This window comes from Streptomyces sp. NPDC001514, assembly GCF_053597075.1.
This window is the reverse complement of the sequence record NZ_JBSFHO010000005.1, coordinates 207,209-224,492: the sequence shown is the minus strand read 5'-3', so window position 1 is coordinate 224,492 and position 17,284 is coordinate 207,209. Positions and strand designations below refer to the sequence as shown.

The following is a 17,284-nucleotide window of genomic DNA, read 5'->3' as shown; positions in this document are numbered from 1 at the left end:
AGTGTTGCCGCCCGATGATCCGCCGGAGCTGGAGCCGCCAGAGTCGGAGCCGCCTGACGTGTCGCCGGAGGAGCCGCCGTTGTTGCCGCCGGTTGATCCGCCGGAGCTGGACCCTCCGGAGCTGGAGCCACCGGAGTCGGAGCCTCCTGATGTGCCTCCGGACGAACCGCCAGTGTTGCCGCCCGATGATCCGCCGGAGCTGGAGCCGCCAGAGTCGGAGCCGCCTGACGTGTCGCCGGAGGAGCCGCCGTTGTTGCCGCCGGTTGACCCTCCGGAGCTGGATCCACCAGAGCCGGAGCCGCCGGACGAACCGCCAGTGTTGCCGCCGGAAGAACCACCGGACGAACCGCCACTGCTGCCGCCGGAGGCACCACCGGAGCTCGTAGCTCCGTCAGAGCCACCGCTGTTGCCCCCCGTCGTGCCGTCCGAACTCGAGCCGCCCGAACTCGAGCCGCCCGAACTCGACCCACCGTCGGCGCCGCCACTGCTCCCGCCAGTGTCGCCACCAGTCGAGCCACCGGAGCTTGAACCGCCGGAGCTTGAACCGCCGGAAGTGGAGCCGCCCGAATCAGTTCCACTGGAATTCGTCCCTCCGGAGCTCGTACCGCCCGAACTCGTACCTCCGTCAGTGCCCCCGCTGTCGCCGCCGGTCGAACCATTCGAACTGGTCCCGCCGTTGTCTCCGCCGCCGGTGCTCCCCGTGCCGCTAGTGCCTCCATCGGTCGCACCGCCCGTTCCACCGCCATCTGTCCCGTCGCCGTTCGTCCCGCACGACGAGTTGGTGATGTTGCAGACCGCGGCATGGAGCCCGTCGGTGATGCGACGCGATATCCCGCCGGTCACCAAGGCCAGAATGATCACCGCGACGAGCACGAGGAGTCCCACGTACTCCACAGCCGTCTGTCCCCGGTCGCGTCGCCAGAAGAGCATCCGTGAGAGGGATAACCGAGAGAGCACCTCACGCAGGTTTTGTGTCCGCGCCGGCACCCCGAACCACGTGCGGCTCTGGGACTGGGTGAGGAACGTCAGGATCAGTACCGGTAACAGCAGTTGGCTGAGGCCGAGGTACGACCCGGCGGCGAGGTTGAACAGGCTGCCGGCGATCAGCCACACCTGTACGGCGACCAGTCCGCCCCAGACACGTCTGCCGCCTCTGGGGATATGCCACACGAGCACCCAGGCCAGGACACCCGGTGCGGCGGCGTACAGCGCAAGGCCGAACAGTCCGGGAGTCATCAACTGAGTGGCGATGGCCGAGCCGATCACCCCGAGACCGCCGACGACCGTGAACGCGAACAGCGTGTGCAGCAGAATACGCGCGGCCTTGAGCGAGGGCGGCAGTGTGCGCCGATCGCCCTTGTACGGCGTGGGGATACCGGTGTAGGTGACGCCGGAATGCGTGCGGAGACCGAGCCCCGACAAGCTCCTCACTTGAACTCTCCCGTCTGCGCATGAATTGACCAGCGCCCACACAAACAGAGCGTCAGGAAGAGCCCCATCGAAACCAGGCATCAGTTCCGCCGGACTGTTCCCGCACGTTTGTGCGTCCCCCGAGAGCACCACTCACGCTAGGTCCGGACCTGGGCCCAGAGACAGGGTCCAAGGGCCTACCGCGGACCCAAGGTCCTCCCCGAGATCGCGCCTCCCCCGACCACGACCCTTCAGCACAGAAGACCTGTCGGACGCCGGCCCCGTGCCCGGATCACGCGCGGGCCCGCAGGTCTGCCGCACGCCACTGACAACGCCGCGTGCGGCAGACCCAGGAGCCGTTGCGGTCAGGGGCTACAGCTCCTTGATCCGGATGTTGCGGTACGAGATCACATCCGTCGTCCCGTGCACCTGGAGGCCGATGTACCCCTGCGCGTACCGGCGGCCGTCCGTGCCCGGGTCGTCGGCGCGCGGCGGGACGAACTCCTGTCCGCCGGTGTTGTCGAACTCGTTGATCAGGACACCGTTGCGGTGGACCTCGTAGTGCTGGCCGACCACGCGGATCTCGTAGTCGTTCCAGGTGCCCTTCGGGGTGACTCCGGCGCCGCCGAGGCCGACGCGGTCGAAGCCGTAGACCGAGCCCGTCTTGTACATGTCGCCGTCGGGCCGGTCCAGGACCTGCACCTCATGGCCGTACTTGATGGCGACCCATTCGGGCCGCGGCTCCTCCGGGTTGTCGTGGACGTACGGGAAGCGGACGAAGACACCGCTGTTCGCGTTCCCCGTGCCCGGGGCGCCGTCCCGCCACTGGAGCTTCAGCGAGAAGTCCCCGTACTGCCGCTGCGGGAACCACAGCATGCCGAGGCCGCCCTTGGTCGTGCCGCTCGTCATCGACCCGTCGGCGTTGAGGCCGAACGAACCGCCGCCCACATGCTGCCATTTGGCGAACGACGTGGCCGTGCCGTCGAACAGATCGCGGTAGCCGTTGGTCTGGCCCGGCTTGCCGATGCCGGACTGCTTGGCCGCCCGGTAGATCCTCTTGTGCTCGCGCTGGTCGATGACCCCGTGCGCCAGCAGCTGGTCCAGCACCGTGTCGACATGCTTGAGGAAGAGCGCATGGGACGTCCAGTCCTTCTCGTCCTCGATCAGCTCGTTGATGGTGCAGCGGGAGCGGGTGACCCGGTTCGGCACGCCCGTGTCGACCGTGCCGACGATGACGGTCAGTCGCTCGTCGAGCTCGGGGCAGTTGGGCGCAGGGACGCCGCCGCCCTCCGCGACGGTGAAGGACACCTGCTTCGCCTCGGAGGTGTTGCCGGCCTTGTCGGTCGCCCGGTGGAGGACGGTGTGGAAGCCGACCCGGTCGACGATCACGGGGGTGGTGTACGCGAGATAGGGGCCGCCGTTGAGCGAGTACTCGGTCTTCTCCACGCCGGAGTCCGCGTCGGTCGCCGTGACCGTCACGGTGGCGCTGGTGATGAACGCGCCGTCCGAGTTCTTGTCGCCGGTGACGGCCGCAGAGGTATCCGGCGGGGTCTTGTCCTGCGTCGGCGGGGCGACGACGGTGAAGTCGACGGCCTTCTCGGCCGCCGTGTTGCCCGCCTTGTCGGTGGCCCGGTAGCGGACCTTGTGGGTGCCCACCTCGTGGACCATCACCGGCGCGGTGTACGCCTGCCAGGCGCCGTCGGCCCCGAGCGCGTACTCGATGGTGTTGACGCCTGATCCGGTGTCCGACGCGGTGACGGTGACCGTCGCCATTCCCAGATACCGGCCCTGGTCGTCCTTCTCGCCGCTCACGGTCGCCGACGTCTCCGGCGGGGTCGTGTCGTCGGTCGGCGGGGCGACGACCGTGAAGTCGACGGCCTTCTCGGCCGCCGTGTTGCCCGCCTTGTCGGTCGCGCGGTAGCGGATCTTGTGGGTGCCGACCTCGTGGACCATCACCGGCGTGGTGTACGGCTGCCAGGGGCCGTCCGCGCCGACGGCGTACTCGACCTTGTCGACGCCTGAGCCGGCGTCCGTCGCCGACACGGTCACCGTGGCATGCCCGATGTAGGCGCCATCCGCGTTCCGCTCGCCCTCGACCTTCGCCGACGTCTCCGGCGCCGTCGTGTCCTCGCTCCCGCCCTCGGTCACGGTGAGGATGCCCTGCATCTGCCCGTGCCCGGGCATCGTGCAGGAGAAGCGGTAGCGGCCGGGCGTGAGCGTGACCTCCGCCGTGTGCTTTCCGCCCTGGTCGTCACTGGGGTTGGCCAGGATGTTCAGCGGGACGTCGTTGTTGTACTCGGGGTCGGAGACATCGAAGGTCAGCGTGTGCGGCATCCCGGTGGTGTTGCCGGTCGCCGCGCTGTTCTCGAAGACGATCGTCGTCGGGCCCGCCACCGCGGTGGTGGGGAAGGACAGATAGCGGTCGATCGGATCGCCCGCCGTCCAGCTGAGGACCTGAGCCGCGGGTGCCGCCGCGGCCTCCCGGTCGTCGGCCCGTCCGTACGCGGCCGTCGACGTCAGTCCCACGACCATGGCGAGCGCCGCGAGCAACGCCGCCCACAGACGCAGCGGCCGGTGTCCCGGTCGGTGTCTCATTGCGCCGCCTTCCTCGCGAGCTGATCGGCGGCCGGTGTGGCCTCGCCGCCCTTGTAGGTCACACGCCACAGCGCGGACTTGGAGTCCGAGGTGAAGAAGCCGCGCCCGTAGTCCAGGACGTACAGCGAACCGTCCGGCGCGAACTTCCAGTCCATGAGGTTGCGTATGCCGTTCGCCCCGCCCGGGATGATCTTCTTCAGGGACTCGGCGTGCACCGGCAGCCCGCCCTTGCCGACGGTCTTCGGGTCGGTCAGCACCGCATGGCGCGGCTGGTCGCCGTCGTAGAAGTCGCCGACGAACCACTTCCCGTCCCAGTACGACGGCCAGGCCACGGCGGGATCGCTCGCCGCGCCGCCCGAGTGGTACACCGGTCCGTTCATCGTCGCCTGGCCGCCGCCCTTGAGCCACGGCAGCAGCAGCTTCTGCTCCTCCACCTTGTAGCTGGGGATGCCGGCGGCGTCGCGCGGGTAGTCGGGCCCGCCGCCCTGCGGCGAGTACCAGATGGTGTTCGGGGTGACGGGCGGCAGATTCACCAGGCCGTCGTTGTTCGGGGACTCGTTCTTCGGCTTGGCGCAGTCGTACCAGCCCAGCGGCTTGCTCGGGTCCGGCAGATTGCGGTCCCGGTAGGGCTGGTTGTTGCCCATGCAGTACGGCCAGCCGTGGTTGCCGGCCTTGGTGATGGCGGCGAACGTGTCGTACTTGGCCGGGCCCCAGGTGGTGGACGGCGAACCCGCGTCCGGGCCGACCCAGCCCGCGTACAGGATGTCGGTGGTCCTGTCGACGAAGATCCGGGCCGGGTTGCGCACCCCCATCACATAGATCTCGCCGCGGGTCCTGCCGCCGCCCTCGTCGGGCTCCTCGCCGGTGAAGAGGTTGCCCTCGGGGAGGGTGTACGTGCCGTCGTCCTCCGGGTGGATTCGGAGGATCTTGCCGTTGAGGTTGTTCGTGTTGCCGGCCGTGCGACGCGCATCCGCGAACGAGACGCCCTTGAAGTTCGGCTCCGGGTTGTTGCCCGAGTAACCACCGCTGAAGCCGGAGGAGTTGTTGTCACCGGTCGCGATGTACAGATTGCCCTTGGAATCGAAGGTCATCCCGCCGCCCGCGTGGCAGCAGCTGTGGATCTGCACGGGCCACTTCAGCAGCACCTTCTCGCTCGCCAGGTCCAGCTTGTCGGTGGCGAGGTCGAGCGTGAAGCGGGAGACGTACCGCTCCGCCATGTGGGTGTCACGGTTGATCTTCGAGTGTGGCGTGTAGTGCAGATACACCCAGCCGTTGGTCATGAAGTCCGGGTCGAGCTCGATGCCGAGGAGCCCCTCCTCGACCTTGGTGAGCTCGTCGCCGCCGCCCTTGTTGCCGAAGACCGTCAGCGCGCCCGCGAGCGTCACCTTCTTCGTCTTCGGGTCGTAGACGTGGATCTCGCCCCGACCCTTGCCGATGTCGGGGTTGTTCCAGTCGGTCACGACCGGCTTGGACGAGTCGGCGCCGCCGCGGCCGATGTAGAGGACACGCCCGTCGGGAGCCGCGACCAGACCGTGCGGCTCGCCGATCTGGTCGTTCTGCCCGGGCTGGTTGGGCTGGGTGACGCGCTCCGCGGTGTAGTTGGCGGCGATGGTGGCCTTGCAGTCGGCACGGGACGTCCGCGTGGTCCATGCCAGGGCGCCGCGCAGATGATCGCGGAAGTCGGTCTCGGCGAACGAGTCGACCGTGCCGCCCATCCCGGTGTAGAAGGAGCGGCCGCCGTCGTAGTCACGGCACCAGGAGACGGGGTGGTCCCAGCCGCCCGCGCCCGGTCCCGGCTGGTACGAGCTCTCCTTGACCCGCGCCACCGTGTGCACGGAACCCGAGGGGCTCACCGCCCAGTTGAGCCACTTGTCGGGGCGCTTCCAGTTCAGCGGAAGGCTCCTGGTGGCCGGGTGCTGACGATCACCGACCTCGACGACCGCGCGCTGGACGGTGGCCGGCGAGGTGGTGGGACGGGCACCGACCAGGCCGGTGAACCAGTCCGAGTACGGCTCGGTGCGTGCCGCGTCATGGATGCCGACGAAGCCGCCGCCCGCCTCCATGTACGCCTCCAGGCCGGCCTCCTGCTCCGGGTCGAGCACATCGCCGCCGCCGGTCAGAAAGACCACGGCGTTGTACCTCCCGAGCTTCCTGGCGTTGGTGAACACGGAGGCGTCGTCGGTGGCTTCGGTACGGAAGCGGCCCGCGGCGGGACCCGAGAGGCCGATCTGCTCGATCGCCGCGATCCCGGCGTCGACGGTCGGCGACTCCTCGGTGGCCGAGGCGTGGAAGACCAGGACACGGACGTTCGCTCCGCCTGGTGGTGACGGCACGGACAACGTTGTCTGCGCGGCCGTCGGCTCTCCCGGATCGGGTCTTGCCACGGCCGCGTTCCCATTGAGCAGGGACGCGCCCAGCGTCCCCGCCAGCAGGGCGGCGGCCGTTGCGCGCCGGGATCTCGACCGGTGATGTGGTGCGTGGTGCATGAGTTCACCCACCCCTCATTGGTCACAGCAACAGCCGTTGAAGCTAGACCCCTTTTGGTGAGACGCCAATAGGTATGACCGCAACTCGACGAACTTTGTCCTGGGTGTGGATAAACGAAGATCACCCGGCTACCGTGTGCCGCCCGGCCTGATTTCCACCCGGCCCAATGAGCTCAATGACCTCAATAGCCTTTCGGTACTGGGGAGTTCACATGGACAGACGGAGCTTCAACCGACGCCTGCTGGCCGGAGGCGCAGCCGCGGCGGCCGGCGCGACATCGTTGTCACTCGCCGCCGCCCCCACCGCGACCTCTGCCGAGGGCGACGCCCCGAAGACTGCCCCGGCCGGCGGTGCCGTACGCCATCTCAAGCTGTACGCCGAGAAACTGGCGGACGGTCGGATGGGCTACGGACTCGAGAAGGGCAAGGCGACCGTGCCCGGACCGATGATCGAGCTGATCGAAGGCGACACTCTGCACATCGAGTTCGAGAACACGATGGACGTCCCGGCCAGCCTCCATGTCCACGGCGTCGACTACGACATCGCGAGCGACGGCACCAAGCTGAACCGCAGCCATGTAGAGCCGGGCGGCACGCGCACGTACACCTGGCGCACCCACACCCCCGGGAGGAGGAAGGACGGCACCTGGCGGCCGGGGAGCGCGGGCTACTGGCACTACCACGACCATGTGGTCGGCACCGACCACGGGACGGGCGGGATCCGCAAGGGACTGTACGGCCCGGTGGTGGTGCGGCGGAAGGGCGACATCCTCCCGGACAAGCAGTTCACGATCGTCTTCAACGACATGACGATCAACAACCAACCGGCCCATCAGAGCCCCGAGTTCCGGGCCACGGTGGGCGACCGCGTCGAGATCGTCATGATCACGCACGGCGAGTACTACCACACGTTCCACATTCACGGTCACCGCTGGGCGGACAACAGGACCGGCCTGCTCACGGGCCCGGACGACCCGTCACGTGTCATCGACAACAAGATCACGGGCCCGGCCGACTCCTTCGGCTTCCAGATCATCGCGGGTGAGCATGTGGGCGCGGGGGCCTGGATGTACCACTGCCATGTGCAGAGCCACTCGGACATGGGGATGGCCGGTCTGTTCCTGGTCGCGAAACCGGACGGGACGATCCCGGGCTACGAGCCGCACCATCCGTCGGCGGGGTCGGACGCGTCGTCCTCCGCGTCGGGCGCGCACGAGCACTGAGGCCGGGCGGCGTGGCGCGCAGGGACAGGCCAGGAGCGGGTCAGCGGCCGTAGGTGTCCCGGCACAAGGCGGTCAGCGAGGGATCCGCGACCCCCTCGGAGTCGGCACAGAGCTTCCCCATGTCGTAGTCGGGGCGCGGACGTGACGACGGACGTACGCCGATGCCGGGCCGGTCCGCCCGCGGGACCCGGACCTTGGACGGGGTGCGACGGCCGGGAGGCTCCGGGTGTACGGCGCGGCGGGGCGGTACGGGTGCGGACCGGTCGCCGTCCGTATGCGCCCGGTCCGACGTGGCCGGGGCCGGGACCTGGCCCTTCCCGGCCTTGCTCCGCTCCTTCGGTTTCTCGGGTGCTGTCTCCGCCAGTTCCCCGCGCGCCGACGGCTGCCCCGGCGCGAGCGGCGCGGCCGAGCGGTCGCCCGCCGGAGCGAGACCGGGTGCGGGCGGCGACGTCGGCGCGCCCGACACGGAGACACAACCGGTCGCGGTGAGAAGGGCGAGGAGAGCGAGGGGCATGGTCCGCAGGCGCATCCGCTCAGCTTGCCGCAGGGGGCGGCGAACCTGGTAGCGGATCCCGGCCGGACCACCATGACGAGTGATCACGAGGACGGCGGGCGACGGCGAGGGCGGCGGGCGACGCTCGGGGGGCTCCTGAAATCGGCTGGACAGCCGCCGACCCCCGGCGATGTAGGAACGCTGCTTCCACAGGTGGACGGGCGTGGTCGTTCCTGGCGTGATCATCGGCAGGTGGTCAACGGGGTGCTGTGGCGGTTACGGACTGGTGCGCCGTGGCGGGACCTGCCCGAGCGGTACGCCTCGCTCATCCTGTGGCTCCGCGAACCCGTGCTACGAAAGCGTCCCAACGTCCACGTGGCCGGACAGCGAGCACTGTCCGTGGGATCCCTAGCGCCTCCAGTCGGGACAGAAGTTCTGCCTCCTGTTCCTGTGTGACGGCAATCCACAAAGAGGTTCCAGTGTCACTGGCGCTGAAGACCAACTGGTTGCCTCGCCAGCCTTCAGCGTTGATCGTGTAAGGGGCCAGGTCCGACAGCACCTCGAACTGTCTGTCGTCGCGAACGTCGATGTCGATGCCCATCCCGGGATCGGCGCGCCGGGAGCGAGTCCCGTCCGCAACCTCCTCGCAGGCCAGGGACAACGCACGCTCGTATGACTGCTGCACTGCCGGCGGCCAAGTATCGTCGCTGTAGGCGTCGAGGTGGGCCGCGCCGATGTCAGAGCGCAGCACCCGAAGCGCCTCACGATGAACAAGCACGACATGCGCCGGACTCAATCCGTCCACGATCACGAGTTCGCGGCGTCGGTCGCCATCCTGGTTGATCACGTGGACGACCTTCCCACACCCGGCCCGCCTCACGTCCAGCGAAGGAAGGGTGCAGCAACGCGGCCATTGTCAGACACGGCCCAGGACACGCGTGACCGCGGCGCACGGCTCACGGTCCGTCGGATGCCGCGGTCATGATCTTCCTGCCCCGTACGCTGAACGGCATGGCAGACGCGATCGTCGTCGGATCCGGACCCAACGGACTTGCGGGCGCCGTCACCCTCGCCCAGGCGGGCGTGCGCGTCACCGTCCTGGAGGCCGCGGACGAGCCGGGTGGAGGCTGCCGGTCCGGGGAGCGCACGCTCCCCGGGCTGATCCACGACCATTGCTGCGCCGTGCACGCCACGGGAGTCGCCTCGCCGTTCCTCAGCTCGCTCGGTCTCGAGCGGTACGGCCTGGAGTGGGCCTGGCCCGAGGTCGACCTGGCGCACCCCCTGGACTCAGGACCGCCCGGGGTACTGCTGCGCTCCCTCGACGCGACCGCCGCCGCGCTCGGTCCGGTGGACGGGCCCGCGTGGCGTGGTGTCTTCGCCCCGCTCGTGGACGGGTTCGACGACCTGCTCACCGACATCATGCGCCCGGTCGCCCATGCCCCGGCGCATCCCGTGCACCTTGCGCGTTACGGGCTCCGGGCAGCGCTGCCCGCAGCGGTGCTCGTCCGGCGCTGGCGTACCGACGCCGCACGCGCGCTGTTCGCCGGACTCGCGGCGCACGGTTTCCACCCCCAGAACCGCCCGCTGACCAGCGCGATCCCGCTGTTGCTCGGCGCCGCGGGCCACGCCGTCGGCTGGCCCGTCGCGCACGGCGGCTCGCGCGCCGTCAGTGATGCGCTCGTCGCCCGGCTTAAGGAGCTCGGCGGGACGGTCGAGACCGGCGTACGCGTCGACTCGCTGGACGAGCTCCCGCCGTACGACACGGTCCTGCTCGATCTCGCGCCCGCGGCCGTGCTCCGCATCGCGGGAGACCGGCTGCCCCCGCGCGTACGGCGGGCCTACACGCGCTTCCGGTACGCTCCGGGCGCGTACAAGGTCGATCTCGCGGTCGAAGGGGGCGTGCCCTGGCGGGACGAGGTCTGCCGGCGCGCAGGGACCCTGCACCTCGGCGGCTCGGCCGCGGAGGTCGCACACACGGAACGCGAGATCAACCGCGGGCGAATGCCCGAACGGCCGTTCGTGCTGGTCGCGCAGCAGTATCTCGCCGATCCGTCCAGATCGCGCGGCGACGTCCACCCCGTCTACGCGTACGCGCACGTGCCGAACGGCTATCCGGGAAACGCGACCGAGGCCGTGCTCCGACAGTTCGAACGTTTCGCGCCGGGCGTCCGGGAGCGGATCGTCGCGACGGCCGTTCGGTCGGTCTCCGCGACCGAGGCGTACAACCCGAACCACGTAGGCGGCGACATCATCACCGGCGCCACCGGCCCCCTCCAGCTCGCGCTGCGTCCGCGCCGCGCGACGCTGGATCCGTACAGCACCGGAATCCCGGGGGTCTACCTGTGCTCGGCGGCGACCCCACCGGGCGCGGGCACGCATGGAATGTGCGGGCACAACGCGGCGCGCTCGGCACTGCGTGCGGCGGGGCGGGATCGGTAGCAGACTCGTTAGCGGCACCCGAGGAAAGGGCGATGCACCATGCTCACCACCCGTTACGTCACAGGCTCCCCGAACTGGATCGAACTCGGTACCCCCGACATCGAGGGCGCGGGCGCCTTCTACGGAGGCCTCTTCGACTGGACCTTCCGGTCGGCCGGCCCCCAGGCAGGCGGCTACGGGATGTTCCAGCTCGGCGGGAAGACGGCGGCCGGGGCGATGACCGTGTCCCCCGAACAGGGGGCCACCGCCTGGAACCTCTACTTCCAGTCGCCCGACGCGGACGCCACGGCCAAGCGGGTGCGCGACGGTGGCGGAACGGTCGTGGCCGAGCCGATGGACGTCTTCGACCTGGGCCGCATGGCGATCTTCTCCGACCCCGCGGGCGTCGGCTTCGCGACCTGGCAGCCGGGCACCAACAAGGGCCTGGACGTGGTGAACGAAACGGGCTCGCTGCGCTGGGCGGAGCTCTACACGCCCGACACGGAGTCCGCACTCGGCTTCTACCGCTCGATCTTCGGCTGGGAGGAGTTCGGCGTCCCCATCCCGGGCGGCGACACCTACACGACGGTCAACCCGCCCGGCACGGGCCCGGAAGGCATGTTCGCCGGCCTCGTCCCCCTGGAGACCGACCCCGCAGAGGCGGCCGACGGCCCTTACTGGCTCCCGTACTTCGAGGTCGACGACACGGACGCATCCGTCGCCCAGGCCGAAAAGCTGGGCGGTAAGGTCCGGTTGGCACCGCTCGACCTGGAGGACGTGGGCCGCATCGCGAAGCTGGCGGACCCTTTCGGGGCACGCTTCGCGATCATCAAGAGCGTGCCCCGGGGGTAGCGTGCCTCAGGGGCAAGGGCGCGCGGCAGCTTCGTTGAGTGTTCATTGACGCGGTGTTTATCGGCTGCGGGCAACGTTTCCCGCATGCCGATCAACACCACGACGACGACCGCCACCGAACTCTCCTGGCAGGAAGCAGCCCTCTGCGCCCAAGCCGGCCCCGAATTCTTCTTCCCCGCCCCCGGCTCCTCGACCCGCGAGGCCAAACTGCTGTGCGGCGCGTGTGAGGGACGTGTGGCGTGCCTGGAGTACGCGCTGGCGAACGACGAGCGGTTCGGGGTCTGGGGCGGGCTGTCGGAGAAGGAGCGGCAGCGCCTGCGGCGCGGTCAGAGCCAACGCCGCAGGTAACGACCGTTCCTGGCGAGCCCGGCGCGCTCGGCGCGCTCGTCGGCCGGGGGGAGCTCCGCCCCGGAGTGCGAGGGTCGGATGACGCGTTGGGGGTAGTGGCCTCCGGTGGGGGAGGCGACGCCGCCGCAGGCGGGATCGCCTGCGAACCAGATGATGTCGGGGTGGGGGTTCTGTTTGCGCCGGAGGTCGCAGCTGTACGGGGTCGGGTGAAGCAGCAACTCCTGGTCCGGGGCGATGGCCAGCGCCATGACGAAGTTCCTGCCCTCGGGGATGTACCTGCAGGGAACGGCTCGCCAGGGATAGCACCGGAGGATGCGAGCGATGCGTGGCGCGCCGAGGACGCCGAGACCCACGAACGGAATGGTGGGCAACGAGACGAGCAGCGTCGTCCCGACCAAGGGGATCGCATCGTCCGGCTCCAGCAGCGTTACGGACGCCGCGACCAGTACGACGGGCACGACGACGAATGCGCCGAGCCAAAGGAGCCGCCGTCGAACCAGCCTGCGATACGCCCAGGCGGTCGGGGCATGCTCATACGCCGTCTTCGGCATAGGGACGCTTGGAGCGGTGGGAGAAGTCACGACAGAAGCTCCAGAAGTCGGCTCGGTCGGAGTTGCGCGGCGGGCTTTGGGTCGGGTTCCACAAAGCTGACGGACTGCCCGATGCCCACGAGGATGTCCGTGTACTCGGCTGCCATCGTGGTCGCGCACGTCGTCAAGTCAATGACCACCACTCGGGACCCGTTGGGCCGAGCCACTGCCAGGCGAGCCTGGAACACGCCGGGTGGCTCAGCCTCGATTCCGGCGGCCGTCCGAAGACCGGCGGGAAGATCGGGCAGTATCCGCGCTGCTAGGGCGGCCGGGCGTCCACATGCAAGGTCGACGAGCCGACGGTCCAGAACGGTGCCGAAGCCTCCCGTTGCCAGCTCGATTCCGGAGAGCGCCGCTGCCAACGCGGCATTCGGAGCGCCGGTAGGCACGTCTGACACTGTGACCAGTGAGACGCAGAGCTCGCCGTTCTGGCCATGATGCAATCCGAAGGAGGCATGCATGGTGCCCTGCTCGTGCATCGCGGCCAACAGGCCACACAGAGCATGCGTTTTGCGCAATGCCCGTTCACCCGCAGCTGTGTCCTCGTGGATGAGCGGAAGTTCGCGCTCCAAGCGGGAGTCGACGTCGCCCAGACCTTTGGGGTCGATGTCGTGGTAGCCCGGCGGAAGCCGGAACCAGCAAGTGTCGGTGCGATCCATCGCGAGAGCCTCCTAGCGGGCCTGTGACCATGCCCTGGCGGCAGAGATGTAGTTGGGCACGTCGGAAGTGGTGATGCGTGCGCTGTCGGTCACTGTGGCCGTGTTCTTCACCGCGTCGTTGTCGTCGGCTCCGACGAGTCCGACAAGCGACGTCGCGACGCCGGTGCCTGCAACGCCCGCTTGGACCTGCTTCTGTGACACGCGGGAACCTGTCTGACGAACGGTCCAGTCAGCGAGAGGTTTTGGGGCCTGGTCGATGGCCCGCATCGCGTCTCGTGCGTCCGTGCTGAAGGCTCGGGCGCCTTGCCGGAGACCGTCATCCACGGCTCCGGCGGCTCTCGTTGCGACGGCCGCCCCTTGTGCGCCCTTGGCGACAGCGGCTACCCCCGGAATTGCTCCCAGGGCATCACCTGTGAGCGTGGCTGTGGCTGCCCAGAACTTCCCGCCATATTCACCCTTGGTGAACCCAGCCTTGAGCGCGGATCGGATCTTCGGATCCGAGGCATGCACCATGAGAGCGGCGAGACTCAGGCCCGCGGCCACGAACAGAAGCGGCACGAGGGCGCCACCAGCGAAGATCGCCGCGAGCCCGGCCAGAGCCGACAGTGTGCTCAACCCGTCGCCCAGATGCTCGTCCACCCACTTGAGCACGGAGTCAAACGCCCCCGGCTCCACCGGCGCCAGCCTCTCCGTCGCCTCGTTCAGCCCCTTCGCAATCCGCGACGCCTCCAAGCGATGCGTCTCCTCAAGCTCCCGCGCCAGCTTCCGTACATCCGCCAGCGCCTCGCGTGCCTTCGCGACCGCGTCCACCGCCGTCGCGAGGTCCGTCGCCGGGGCGTCGGGGAGGGCGCGGGTCGAGGACTCGTGGGCCTCGGCCTTCGACAGGGCCGAGGCGTGGAGCTTCGCGCGGGACTCGTACGTACGGGCCGTCGACTGGTAGCCGATCAGGTCGTCGTGCCAGGTCCCGAGCTGTGCCGCGGCCTTGGACAGGGAGTGGTGTGCGTTGCGGAGGCAGCGCGAGAGGTCGCCGTCGAGGGCCTTGCGGAAGGCCGTCGCGGCCTCTCCCTGCCAGGTGGAGCTCTCACCGAGGAGGCGGTCGACGAGGCGGTGGGCCGTGCCGAGCGACGCGGCCGACGTGGTCAGCTTCGCGCCCAGAATGGCGATCTCCGTGGGGCTTCCCGGCGCGGGGTCCCATCCCAGGTGGGGGAACGACGCGTCAGCCACGGGGCGCCACCGCCTTGAACGCCGCCTCGATCGCCCGGTTGATCTCGGTGTAGTCGGCGTGGCCGGCCCTCACGCCCTCGTGGACCGTGCCGATCCGTTCGCCCAGCTGGTCGGCACCGTACTTCCAGCGTTCCTGGAAGCCGTCGCACGCCTCGTCCAGCTCCTTCGTGCCCAGCTGGTCCGCCCGTACGTGTTCCAGCGCGCGTCTCGCCTCGCGCAGTGAGGTGAGGGATTCGCCCAGCGCGCGGGAGAAGCGGCCCAACTGGTCGGTGTCCACGTGAAGATCACGGCTCATGGCGGACCACCTTGGCAGATCATCGCCAAAGCGCAGAAATGCCGTACCTCTCCCGAGTGGCGCGATAACCGGATGCTGACGACCGGCACGTGTCATTACGATCAACGAGCATGGGGGACCTGATAACGGACGAGGAGCTGGCGGCGTTCGGCGGCACGATGGACCGGCTGCGGACGCTGCCGCTGGACGATCCCGCGCGCAGGCGCGGCGAGGAGCTCGCCGCCTCGTTCGCCCGGGAGAGCCGGAACAAGCGCCGCAAGGCCCGTCACCAGGCGCGGTCCGAAGCCGACGCCGGGATCAGCGCGGCCACCGTGACCGGTGCGCTCGACCGCCGTGAGGACACCGCGCTGGAGCTGCGGCACGGGACCGTGGGGGAGTATCTGAAGCCCCGGCACTGCTATGTCTGCAAGTCGCTCTACCGACAGGCCGACGCGTTCTACCATCGGCTCTGCCCCGAGTGCGCCCGCGACAACGCGGCCCGCCGCGCCCTGAGCACCGACCTGTCCGGCCGCCGTGCCCTGCTGACCGGCGGCAGGGTGAAGATCGGTTTCCAGCTCGCGCTGATGATGCTCCGCGACGGCGCGGACGTCCTCGTCACGAGTCGCTTTCCGCAGGACACGCTGCGCCGGTTCCGTGCGGCGGAGGGGAGCGAGGAGTGGTTCGAGCGGCTGACCGTGGTCGCGATCGACCTGCGCGACCCGCGGCAGGTGCTCGGGCTGTGCGAGCGGCTCCGTGCGGACGGCGCGCCGCTCGACATACTCGTCAACAACGCGGCGCAGACGATCCGGCGGCCTCCCGAGTCGTACGCCCTGCTGGCCGCCGGGGAGGGGAGTGGGCCACCGCCTGGCGTGCTCACCGCGCCCGGGTACGCGCCCATGGCCGCCATCGGTCGTCGGTCCGGCTCCCTCGCCCTCGTACTGCCCGATGCGGACGAGGCCGGTCTGCTGCCCGACACGGCGCCCTCCAACTCCTGGTCCGCGCGCATCGGTGAGCTCGACCCGGCCGAGCTGCTCGAGACCCAGCTCGTCAACGCCGTGGCGCCGGCGCTGCTGTGCGACCGGCTGCTGCCGCTGCTGCTGGCGTCGCCGTGGCCGCGCCGGTACATCGTGAACGTGTCCGCGGTGGAGGGCCGGTTCGCCGTGCGCAACAAGACCGGCGGTCATCCGCACACCAACATGGCCAAGGCCGCGCTCAACATGCTGACCCGCACCAGCGCGGAGGAGCTCGCCGCGCAGGGCGTGCACATGTGCAGCGTGGACACCGGCTGGATCACCGACGAGAACCCGGCACCGCGGAAGGCGCGGATCGCCGCGGCCGGCATTCGCACGCCGCTCGATATCGTGGACGGCGCGGCGCGCGTGTACGACCCGATCGTGCGGGGCGAGGCGGGTGCGCCGGTGGCCGGCGTGTTCCTGAAGGACTACCGCGAGGCCGCCTGGTGACGCAGTGTCCCGGAGGGAGGGGGGACCACTCAGTTCGCCGGGATACGGAACGTCTCTCCGTACGTCCGCCACTCCAGCGGCGTGGCCAGGTTCATGTTCCCGTTCCGCAGGAACACCCGCTGCTCGGTCTCGATGCGGGACGTGTCGCGCGCGGCGGCGGTCAGCCTGGTCCGGATGACGGACCGGCTCGCGTCGAGGAAGGTGTGCAGATACGCCTTCTCGTCGCCGCCCTCCGCCGCCGTCTTCGCCTTCTGCATCGCCGCGTGCCGGATGCCGTAGAAGCCGTCGGTCTCCAGGCCGGGGCCGTGCAGCACCATGGCGTCGTAGTAGATGAACTGGCCGAGGGTGCCGAGGCCGTCCATCTTCGCGAGCTGCACGGCCGGGTCGAAGTAGATCCGGTCCCGGGTCTCGTCCTGGGCCTTCCGGAAGGCCGGCTTCTGCGCCTCCTGCGCCCAGGCTTCCGTGAAGCCGGGGTCGAGGCCCTCGTGCGAGTCGGTGCCGTCGACCTTGCGGAGTGCGGGGAGATAGCGGGCGAGCCCGTTGTCCGGGTGGGCGGCGGTGTACGACTCGACGAGCTGCAGCATGTCGTTGGTGCCGGAGCAGAAGCCGATGACTCCGGCGGTGTAGCCGTTGCCGTCGCCGTGGTCCTCGATCGCGTCGTACTGGCCGCGCCAGTCGAGCGTGGAGTTGTCCGCGCTGGCCACGAGCTGCGCCGCGATCTCCTTCTTGGCGGGGTCGGCGAGGCCGGCCGGCAGCTTCGCGATCCGGGCCTCCAGCGCCTTCTGTTCCGCCGCCGAACCCGACTTCAGGGGGTTGGGCGCGCGGCTCGGCCCCGGTGCCGCCTTGTACGGCCGGTCGGCGAGGGGGATGTCCGACTCGCCGCCCCCGCCGATGACGACGGACACGGCTATGGCCACGGGCGCGGCGACGAGGAGGATACGGGTCACAGGCTTCACGCGGCACAGCGTACGGTCCACCCTCGTCTGCGCGAACGCCCCCTCCCGTGGAATCCGGTGCGCCCGCGGGTCCCGGGCCGCGCCGGGCGGGCTCACGCCGCGCGTCGGACACCCCCCAGGTCCCGCGCCTCGGCGGTTCCGGTCGTTCCGGGCGCGCCACCCCCTGCGCCCGTCCCACCCCCACGCGCGGCGGCTCGGCCTGCCGCGGCGGAACGCTGAAGCGGCCGTCGGTGCTGCATCAAAGTCCCTATAGGCTGGGCGAGTTGATGGTCGGAGAGGTCCTGGGGGTCTCG

At 69.7% G+C, this 17,284-nt stretch carries 15 protein-coding genes and 1 pseudogene; 6 read left to right on the top strand and 10 right to left on the bottom strand.

Annotated features, from left to right (window positions below; translation table 11 throughout):
* The 3 genes from ACWCXB_RS08720 to ACWCXB_RS08710 form a co-directional block, all read right to left on the bottom strand.
* The coding region (locus ACWCXB_RS08720) for a Flp family type IVb pilin (protein WP_450720461.1) at positions 1–1,422 on the bottom strand (1,422 nt) is incomplete at its 3' end.
* A 360-nt stretch (positions 1,423–1,782) separates the two neighbouring features.
* Entirely contained in the window at positions 1,783–4,005 is a 2,223-nt protein-coding gene (locus ACWCXB_RS08715; RefSeq protein ID WP_450720459.1) for an OmpL47-type beta-barrel domain-containing protein, read from the bottom strand.
* Complete coding sequence (locus ACWCXB_RS08710; RefSeq protein ID WP_450720457.1) at positions 4,002–6,491, bottom strand: ThuA domain-containing protein; 2,490 nt, start codon at positions 6,489–6,491, stop codon at positions 4,002–4,004. Before ACWCXB_RS08710 ends, ACWCXB_RS08715 begins: the two co-directional genes overlap by 4 nt.
* A 212-nt stretch (positions 6,492–6,703) precedes the next feature.
* On the opposite strand from ACWCXB_RS08710, the gene ACWCXB_RS08705 reads away from it, so the two are divergent.
* A complete protein-coding gene (locus ACWCXB_RS08705) occupies positions 6,704–7,714 on the top strand; it encodes a multicopper oxidase domain-containing protein (RefSeq protein ID WP_450720455.1) in 1,011 nt (336 codons plus the stop codon).
* A 40-nt stretch (positions 7,715–7,754) separates the two neighbouring features.
* On the opposite strand, the gene ACWCXB_RS08700 is transcribed toward ACWCXB_RS08705, so the two are convergent.
* The gene (locus ACWCXB_RS08700) at positions 7,755–8,243 is read right to left on the bottom strand and encodes a hypothetical protein (RefSeq protein WP_450720453.1); all 489 of its coding nucleotides are present in this window, start codon (positions 8,241–8,243) and stop codon (positions 7,755–7,757) included.
* A 120-nt stretch (positions 8,244–8,363) separates the two neighbouring features.
* On the opposite strand from ACWCXB_RS08700, the pseudogene ACWCXB_RS08695 reads away from it, so the two are divergent.
* Positions 8,364–8,525, top strand: a pseudogene (locus tag ACWCXB_RS08695) (transposase); the annotation flags it as partial.
* Positions 8,526–8,532: 7 nt separating this feature from the next.
* Here the strand turns inward: ACWCXB_RS08695 and ACWCXB_RS08690 are convergent.
* Complete coding sequence (locus ACWCXB_RS08690) at positions 8,533–9,054, bottom strand: hypothetical protein (protein ID WP_450720594.1); 522 nt, start codon at positions 9,052–9,054, stop codon at positions 8,533–8,535.
* A 164-nt stretch (positions 9,055–9,218) separates the two neighbouring features.
* Between ACWCXB_RS08690 and ACWCXB_RS08685 the strand changes: the two genes are divergently transcribed.
* The 3 genes from ACWCXB_RS08685 to ACWCXB_RS08675 all read left to right on the top strand — a co-directional run bounded on the left by ACWCXB_RS08685 (position 9,219) and on the right by ACWCXB_RS08675 (position 11,825).
* Positions 9,219–10,646 (top strand): phytoene desaturase family protein, encoded by a 1,428-nt coding sequence (locus tag ACWCXB_RS08685; RefSeq protein WP_450720451.1) that lies wholly within the window; start codon positions 9,219–9,221, stop codon positions 10,644–10,646.
* 39 nt (positions 10,647–10,685) lie between these two features.
* On the top strand, positions 10,686–11,477 hold the full coding sequence (locus tag ACWCXB_RS08680; protein ID WP_450720449.1) for a VOC family protein: 792 nt from the start codon (positions 10,686–10,688) through the stop codon (positions 11,475–11,477).
* A gap of 84 nt (positions 11,478–11,561) precedes the next feature.
* Positions 11,562–11,825, top strand: coding sequence for a WhiB family transcriptional regulator (locus tag ACWCXB_RS08675; RefSeq protein WP_450720447.1), 264 nt, complete (start codon positions 11,562–11,564; stop codon positions 11,823–11,825).
* Here ACWCXB_RS08675 and ACWCXB_RS08670 read toward each other — a convergent pair.
* The 4 genes from ACWCXB_RS08670 to ACWCXB_RS08655 all read right to left on the bottom strand — a co-directional run bounded on the left by ACWCXB_RS08670 (position 11,804) and on the right by ACWCXB_RS08655 (position 14,593).
* Positions 11,804–12,283, bottom strand: coding sequence for a hypothetical protein (locus ACWCXB_RS08670; protein ID WP_450720445.1), 480 nt, complete (start codon positions 12,281–12,283; stop codon positions 11,804–11,806). The two genes, ACWCXB_RS08675 and ACWCXB_RS08670, sit on opposite strands and share 22 nt — an antisense overlap.
* A 119-nt stretch (positions 12,284–12,402) precedes the next feature.
* On the bottom strand, positions 12,403–13,074 hold the full coding sequence (locus ACWCXB_RS08665; RefSeq protein WP_450720444.1) for a hypothetical protein: 672 nt from the start codon (positions 13,072–13,074) through the stop codon (positions 12,403–12,405).
* Positions 13,075–13,086: 12 nt separating this feature from the next.
* On the bottom strand, positions 13,087–14,298 hold the full coding sequence (locus ACWCXB_RS08660; protein WP_450720442.1) for a hypothetical protein: 1,212 nt from the start codon (positions 14,296–14,298) through the stop codon (positions 13,087–13,089).
* On the bottom strand, positions 14,291–14,593 hold the full coding sequence (locus ACWCXB_RS08655; protein ID WP_450720440.1) for a hypothetical protein: 303 nt from the start codon (positions 14,591–14,593) through the stop codon (positions 14,291–14,293). The genes ACWCXB_RS08660 and ACWCXB_RS08655 overlap by 8 nt, the downstream gene beginning before the upstream one ends.
* A 110-nt stretch (positions 14,594–14,703) precedes the next feature.
* Between ACWCXB_RS08655 and ACWCXB_RS08650 the strand changes: the two genes are divergently transcribed.
* Positions 14,704–16,035, top strand: a complete 1,332-nt coding sequence (locus ACWCXB_RS08650) for an SDR family NAD(P)-dependent oxidoreductase (RefSeq protein WP_450720438.1) — start codon at positions 14,704–14,706, stop codon at positions 16,033–16,035.
* 29 nt (positions 16,036–16,064) lie between these two features.
* Here the strand turns inward: ACWCXB_RS08650 and ACWCXB_RS08645 are convergent, their stop codons facing one another.
* Entirely contained in the window at positions 16,065–16,982 is a 918-nt protein-coding gene (locus ACWCXB_RS08645) for a chitosanase (RefSeq protein ID WP_450720585.1), read from the bottom strand.
* Positions 16,983–17,284 lie beyond the last annotated feature (302 nt).

Coding starts and splice junctions, on each gene's coding strand:
- ACWCXB_RS08715 (WP_450720459.1), bottom strand. CDS start 4,005: ATGAGACACCGACCGGGACACCGGCCGCTGCGTCTGTGGGCGGCGTTG.
- ACWCXB_RS08710 (WP_450720457.1), bottom strand. CDS start 6,491: ATGCACCACGCACCACATCACCGGTCGAGATCCCGGCGCGCAACGGCC.
- ACWCXB_RS08705 (WP_450720455.1), top strand. CDS start 6,704: ATGGACAGACGGAGCTTCAACCGACGCCTGCTGGCCGGAGGCGCAGCC.
- ACWCXB_RS08700 (WP_450720453.1), bottom strand. CDS start 8,243: ATGCGCCTGCGGACCATGCCCCTCGCTCTCCTCGCCCTTCTCACCGCG.
- ACWCXB_RS08685 (WP_450720451.1), top strand. CDS start 9,219: ATGGCAGACGCGATCGTCGTCGGATCCGGACCCAACGGACTTGCGGGC.
- ACWCXB_RS08680 (WP_450720449.1), top strand. CDS start 10,686: ATGCTCACCACCCGTTACGTCACAGGCTCCCCGAACTGGATCGAACTC.
- ACWCXB_RS08675 (WP_450720447.1), top strand. CDS start 11,562: ATGCCGATCAACACCACGACGACGACCGCCACCGAACTCTCCTGGCAG.
- ACWCXB_RS08665 (WP_450720444.1), bottom strand. CDS start 13,074: ATGGATCGCACCGACACTTGCTGGTTCCGGCTTCCGCCGGGCTACCAC.
- ACWCXB_RS08655 (WP_450720440.1), bottom strand. CDS start 14,593: ATGAGCCGTGATCTTCACGTGGACACCGACCAGTTGGGCCGCTTCTCC.
- ACWCXB_RS08650 (WP_450720438.1), top strand. CDS start 14,704: ATGGGGGACCTGATAACGGACGAGGAGCTGGCGGCGTTCGGCGGCACG.